Source organism: Streptococcus sp. HF-2466, assembly GCF_015594645.1.
GTDB lineage: Bacteria > Bacillota > Bacilli > Lactobacillales > Streptococcaceae > Streptococcus > Streptococcus anginosus.
In genome coordinates, this window is sequence record NZ_JADNQU010000021.1 from 1 (window position 1) to 6898 (window position 6898).

Below are 6898 nucleotides of genomic sequence, written 5' to 3' on the forward strand. Positions count from 1 at the left end.
AAGTGAAAGAGTGTTTGTTCAAATTCCTTGGTCATCTTTCGTTGACCCTGTTCAATGTTTCGGTAGTTGTAGTAACTATAACCAATCATCGTTGCCATTTTGCGTTGGGTAAACCCTAACTCAAGCCGGATACGCTTTAATTCAACATTTGTCACAATTTACTTTCCCTCCTTTTAACAATAAAAATAGCAGCCAATGGATAATGACTGCTTTTATTTATAATGGTCTCGAAAGGATAAGAAATAAATCTCATCTTCCTCCACCATATAGACTAATCGGTGTTCATCTGTAATTCTACGAGACCAAGCACCGGAATAACGATATTTTAAGGGTTCAGGCTTTCCAATCCCTTCAAAAGGATTTCGTTTGATATCCTCCATTAAACGATTGATCCGTTTGAGTATCTTTTTATCTTCTTGTTGTCAAGAAACATAATCTTTCCAAGCTTGTTCTGTAAAGTTAAACATCTTCCACCTCTAATAATGGGCGTTGAATGACTTTCTTTTGCTTGACTTGTTCCATTCCTGATAGAACCTTGTCTGAAAGGTACTCGTTATTCATTAGACGAATGGTTTCTTGGATACTATCCCAGTTTTTCTTAGATAAGACTACAATATTTTCATCAGGATTTTTATTGACAACCATTAGAGGTTCATATTCATCGTTGACTTTTTTCATGTAATGTTTTAAATTGTTTCTAAAATTTGAATAGACGACCGCTTCCATTTTATATCACCTCATTTTAAGACTATTCTTAGTATAATACTTGACAGGAAATTGTACAAGTGTTAGCAGCTAGTTTTAACCCTCTTGTTTTAAAAAGTTGAAAATAAAAAATACAGCTCACTGCCGTTGCATAAATATTGATTCCAGAGATAATATTTTCATTTTATACATTATTATTGAAGTGAAAAGTTGTTAGCGCTTTAGATTACTCTTTTATCAATCACCTATTGTTTATCTGTAATATATCTATGTTTCTTTACAAAGTGTAAATAAATGTAAAATACTTCTGTAATGAGATTAAATAAATCTGTGAAAATGCTGTAATCGGCTTGACATTTGAGGAAAATATTAATATCATAAAAGTGAATAGTTTTTTAAACTAGGCCTTAACATATCCAATATGTTAAAATATTGAGAGGATATTTAGAATGAAAAAAAGCAGGTTCTTTTTAGCGTCAACGGCTGTATTGTTATCAGCCTTAGGTGCAAATCCTGTGTTGGCTAGGGATGTTGAGCGCTCTATCTCCACAACGATTGTCACACCGACTGTTGATAGCAATAAAAAGGCTTCTACTGAAACGCCAGAGTCTAAGCAGGGAAATGCAAATACCTCTACGGCTGTAACGCCGGCTGCTCCTGTAACTCCTGACAAGTCCACGTCAGTTGCTTCGGATAAGGATAAGCCAAGCGTGTCAGACAAGGTAGAGGCACCAAAGACAACGCCAACAACACCGACTGCGCCAGAAAAGGACAAGTCGGAACCGTCGGATTCCTCAAGTAAGGTAGAACCGCCGAAGATAGACCCTGTACCATCGGCTACACCAGATAAGGATAAGTCTGGAATATCAGACTCTGACTCTTCAAAGCCAAATCAAGCGGAGCCAGAAAAGAAATATGGTGATGTAACGGTTGAGTACAAGAGTAAAGATGGTACTTTGATTGCACCAAAAGAGTTGGATACACCGACTTCTGAAGTGGGAACGGACTACGATACGACCGACCAACGAAGAGAAACCATTATCAGTTCAGAAGGTAAGAAATACCGCCTTGATCTAAAAGCTACTCAGGGGTACGAAAAAGGAAAAGTCCTTGAAGGAAATACCAATATTACTTATTACTATGATCTGGTCACAGAAACGCCAGACTCTAATAAGGTGGTGCCACCGAAGACAGATCCCGCTCCACCAGATAAGGATATACCAAGTACACCGGATTCTTCTAGTAAAGTAGTGCCTTCGCAGGATAAAGCTCAAGTGCCAAGTGTTCCGGCTACCCCCTCATCAGATTCATCGGTTAGCCCAGATACTTCTATAGCAGATACAATCGCACCGACAGATACAATACCAACTGATGAAGCAATAGATGCAAAAGATACGGTCAATCCGTCAATTTTGACTGAAAAGGGTACGGACGAGACAACAATTTCAGATATGGACTTGAAAAAGGATGAAACATTCAGTCTTGACAATGCTTCATCTGTGACTACTAAAAAAGGTGACACGATTGACAATCCAATCAAATCAATCATCTCACCAGCTGATCCGCTTTTGACGGACAAGGGCTTTGAGATTATTGGTAATGATCAAGGAGAAGTCACTATCAAAAACGCAGACGGTTCTAAAACATCTGTACCAGCTGCGCAAGTAGGTGCTAGGGCAAATCCTGATGGAACGGTCACTGTCAAATCAAGTAATGGTAAGTTTACATTGTTGCCAGATACGGGGGAAGCAACCACGATTCTTGCAACGATTGGTTTATTTATCTTGGCTCTATTAGGCTTCAAAAAAGTCAAGCCTTTTGAGAAAGATAATTGGTTAATTGGGTAATTATTAAAAAGGAAAGAGGAATTTTATGTTTCATAATAGCAAAACGAAGGGTCATGGTTCGATCCGGAAAAACAAAGTTTATGGCACCATTGGTATCTTGACGCTTGGAACCATTGCAATTCTTAGCGCTCACCAAGGTGTAGCTGCTGATGAAGTAAAGGCAACGAAGCCAACAACGCCAGCTCCAGTGGCGGAAGCTTCTGATACAAGTCTTGCTGCACAATCAAAAGCAGCAGCAACTGAAGCAGCTAGCAGCTCTACAGCAGCAATAACCACTGCAAAAGCTGAAACAACAGCACCAGCAGGAGCTACTTCAACAGCTGACACTACAACAGCGTCAGCGACTACAACAACTGAAAGTGCAGCTACGCAACCAGCCACAGCACCAGTAGCGAGTACAACGCCAGCAGCAACAACTGCAACGCCTGAAACAACGCCCGCTCCTGCTACAACAGCAAAAGCTGAAGCAACTACTCCTGCGCCAGCAGGAGCAGTATCAACCTCAGACCCAGTAGCTACTCCGGTAGATCGTACGGAAGGTTCAAAAGTAACTGTCGAAAACCAAAAACTAAAAGATGCGATTTCTGAAGCAAATGGTTATAACATTGATGTTAAGCAAAATCAAAATGACAACATTGGAACAGCGAACAACCAAGTAGAGTCAGATGCTAAAAAGGACCTTGCCAACACTCTTGAGGAAACACAAGCAACTCGTATCAAGACGGGGGTAGATGCCTATAAACGCGACCTAAAAAAAGCGCAAGCAAACACCGGCACTCCAGGCTATCTAAGTGAAGTTGTCAGCCAAGGCTTGAAATTTGAACGGGAGCCTAATGCTAAATTGTCTATCACTGGTACCACTGAATTTGGTCAAAAAGATATGAATAATATGTCATATGAGGAGTATGTGAAATCTGGTGGAACGTTTGCAAACAATCCAATCCCAGCATTTACAACGAGACTGTCAGCTGGTGGAAGCCGGTTTGTCATCCCTAAAATTAAAAGCGGACAAACCATTACGGCTACTTATACGGGCCTCCAAAATTCTAAATATAATGGAGTAAGTATTTCAAAGGTTACTTATGAGGTAACGAATTTAAACCCTAAAACAGGTATCGTTGGTTTTGCTGAGAAGGATCCGACGAGAGGGATTTACACTTTTTATGACATAAATGTACCTTCTAGATATAAAGTTGTTGCTCGCTTCTATGATGCTGATGGCAATGTTATAAACTTTAAAAAAGATAACCCTGCAATTTTGGCTCTAACAAGTTTAACCAAAACAGAACCTAAGACTGGAAAATTGGCTGGTCTGAAGCACGAAGAAAGCATAACAGATTATAATTTCCGACCAGTAAAGATTACCGGTTCTTTGGTTGAAAAACAAACCGATGGACGTTTGGCAGCAAATATTGTCACTGACGGCATTAAAGACGACTATGATGATCCAAATTTCTATAAAATGGGGATTGCGGGTGTGGCAGAAAGCGGAGATTCAATTTCCTTTGTGATGCAGCGGACTACACAATGGGATAGAGGTTATTGGTTAGCTATTACAAGCAAATTACCATCTCGCTTTACTCTTGTAAAACCAGATCTTGAATACAATCTGGTTGAATACAATCTTGCAGGGAATGTCTTGCTGGATAACTATATTCAAGGGACTACTACTAAACTAACAAATACTCAAACGGTTAAACCTACGGGAACTCCTGTTGGTGAAGACTACACAACAACACACCAAGACAGAATCACAACAGCGGATGGCAAGATCTATAAATATGTGTCATCAACTAATAATACAACAGGTAAAGTTAAATTAGGTACGACGAACGTAGCAAACTACTATACAGAAGTAAAAGGGAATGTTGTTGTTGACTACCAAGATAAGCAAGGCAACACTCTTTCTCCACGTATTGTGGATACACCAGACACATCAGTAGGAACGGCCTACGATACAACTGACCACAAACCGTCTACGATTACAACAGCCGATGGAGCAAGTTACCGCATTGACCCTACAGCTACACAAGGTAAAGAAAGTGGTAGAGTTGTCGAAGGAACAACCCGCGTTGTCTATGTTTATGATAAGCTTGAAAAACCAGTAGAGAAATATGGTAATGTTGTCGTTGACTACCAAGATAAGCAAGGCAACACCATTGCTCCGCGTATCGTAGATACACCAACTTCACGGGTTGGTACTTACTATGACACAACTGATCACAAACCAACTACCATTACGGCGGATGATGGCACAACTTATCGTATTGATACCAATGCTACACAAGGTCACGAGAGTGGTCAGGTTGTCGAAGGAACAACCCGCGTTGTCTATGTTTATGACAAAGTTGAAAAACCGGTAGAGAAGAAATACGGTGATGTTACCGTTGAGTACAAGAACAAAGACGGCGTGACTATCGCACCGAAAGTGACCGATACACCGCGTTCTGAAGTGGGTACAGACTATGATACCAAGGATCAGCGTAAGGACACTATCACCACAGTAGATGGCAAGAAGTACAAGCTGGATCTGACAGCAACCCAAGGTGCTGAAACTGGTAAGGTGGTAGAAGGCAATACCAATATCGTTTACTACTATGATCTTGTTCCGGATGCACCGCAAAAGAAATACGGTGATGTTACCGTTGAGTACAAGAACAAAGACGGCGTGACTATCGCACCGAAAGTGACCGATACACCGCGTTCTGAAGTGGGTACTGATTACGATACTACCGATCAGCGTAAGGACACCATTACTACTGTAGTGGATGGCAAGAAGTACAAGCTGGATCTGACAGCGACCCAAGGCGCTGAAACCGGTAAGGTGGTAGAAGGCAATACCAATATCGTTTACTACTATGATCTTGTTCCAGATGCACCGCAAAAGAAATACGGTGATGTTACCGTTGAGTACAAGAACAAAGACGGCGTGACTATCGCACCGAAAGTGACCGATACACCACGTTCAGAAGTGGGAACAGACTACGATACAACCGATCAACGGAAAGAAACAATTACGACAGTTGACGGTAAGAAGTACAAACTAGATTTGAAAGCCACTCAAGGTGCAGAAACAGGTAAAGTTGTTGAAGGCAATACCAATATTACCTACTACTATGACCTTGTACCAGACGTACCAACTCCAGATGAATACGGTAACGTTGTCGTTGATTACCAAGACAAGAAAGGTAATACTATTGCACCACGTGTTGTAGATACGCCAGATAGCAAAGTTGGTACGAACTACGATACAACAGATCACAAACCAACTAGAATTACTACAGCTGATGGTAAGGTTTATCGCATTGATACGAAAGCAACTCAAGGTCAAGAAAGCGGTAAGATTGTTAAAGGCACTACTCGTGTTGTCTATGTTTATGACGAAGTACTTGGAGATGTAACCGTTCATTATAAAGATGAAGACGGAAAAGTAATCAAAGAACCTGAAAAAGATACAACTGGTGCTCCAATCAATACTGTTTATGACACTCGTGATCACGCTCATAAGACAATTACCACAAAAGATGGTCGTACCTATGAAATTGTTCCTGAAAAGACTCAAGGACTTGAACAAGGTCGAGTCGTTGAAGGCAATACTGATGTTACTTATATATATAAACAAGTATTCGGAGATGTAGTCGTTCACTATGAAGACGAATCTGGCAAGAAGATCAAAGAAGATGTAACGGACACTTCTCATGCTAAAGTTGGTGAAAACTACGACACAACAGACCACAAGACAACAGCAATCAAGTCTGGTGATAAAGTGTACAATCTTGTTCCTGAAAAGACAAAAGGTAATGAAAAAGGTAAAGTTACCAAAGGTGTAACCGAAGTTACTTATGTCTACAAGGAAGTGAAAGCAGAACCGACTAAGAAAGGTACAAATGCTAAGGGTGAAGATGTCAATGGTAAGACAATGTTGGCTGGCTCAACAGAAATCTACACTATCAACATCGACAACGACCAATACAAAGGTCTTACAGGTGTAACCGAAAAAGACAAGCAAGCTGGCTTAATGTTGGTTGAAAAATACTCTGGTAAGTATGTCACTCCTAACTTGGCTGGTGTTCGTGTAACAACAGAAGACGGTAAAGTACAAAGCGGCTTCACAACCAAGATTTACAAATCTCTAGCAGAAGCTCCACAAAAAGTTCAAGATTACATCAAGGCAAAGGGATTGCAAATCGACGGTGAATTTGCCGTAACAACTTCAGATGATCCAGTTGCTTACACAAACAACTATGTCTTGAAAGGTATCAACCTCAAACTGATCTTCCCAACAACGGTTAAGAAAGACATCAAGGATGCTAGCAAGTACGATAACAAAGCTTATCAAATTGATT

The 6898-nt window shown here is 40.5% G+C and carries 4 protein-coding genes and 1 pseudogene; 2 read left to right on the top strand and 3 right to left on the bottom strand.

Annotated elements, in window-relative coordinates; translation table 11 throughout:
• The 3 genes and pseudogenes from IYQ91_RS09775 to IYQ91_RS09785 form a co-directional block, all read right to left on the bottom strand.
• The coding region (locus IYQ91_RS09775) for a helix-turn-helix domain-containing protein (RefSeq protein ID WP_195673717.1) at positions 1-158 on the bottom strand (158 nt) is incomplete at its 3' end.
• 54 nt (positions 159-212) lie between these two features.
• Positions 213-467 (bottom strand): annotated as a pseudogene (locus IYQ91_RS09780) (Txe/YoeB family addiction module toxin).
• The gene (locus tag IYQ91_RS09785; RefSeq protein ID WP_195673714.1) at positions 460-726 is read right to left on the bottom strand and encodes a type II toxin-antitoxin system Phd/YefM family antitoxin; all 267 of its coding nucleotides are present in this window, start codon (positions 724-726) and stop codon (positions 460-462) included. Before IYQ91_RS09785 ends, IYQ91_RS09780 begins: the two are co-directional and overlap by 8 nt.
• 428 nt (positions 727-1154) lie before the next feature.
• On the opposite strand from IYQ91_RS09785, the gene IYQ91_RS09790 reads away from it, so the two are divergent.
• Positions 1155-2552 (top strand): MucBP domain-containing protein, encoded by a 1398-nt coding sequence (locus IYQ91_RS09790; protein WP_195673715.1) that lies wholly within the window; start codon positions 1155-1157, stop codon positions 2550-2552.
• Positions 2553-2577: 25 nt separating this feature from the next.
• Positions 2578-6898: MucBP domain-containing protein (locus tag IYQ91_RS09795; RefSeq protein ID WP_195673716.1), on the top strand; the 4321-nt coding region annotated here is incomplete at its 3' end.

Excerpts from the sequence above, each read along its gene's own strand:
- IYQ91_RS09785 (WP_195673714.1), bottom strand. The coding sequence starts at position 726 with ATGGAAGCGGTCGTCTATTCAAATTTTAGAAACAATTTAAAACATTAC.
- IYQ91_RS09790 (WP_195673715.1), top strand. The coding sequence starts at position 1,155 with ATGAAAAAAAGCAGGTTCTTTTTAGCGTCAACGGCTGTATTGTTATCA.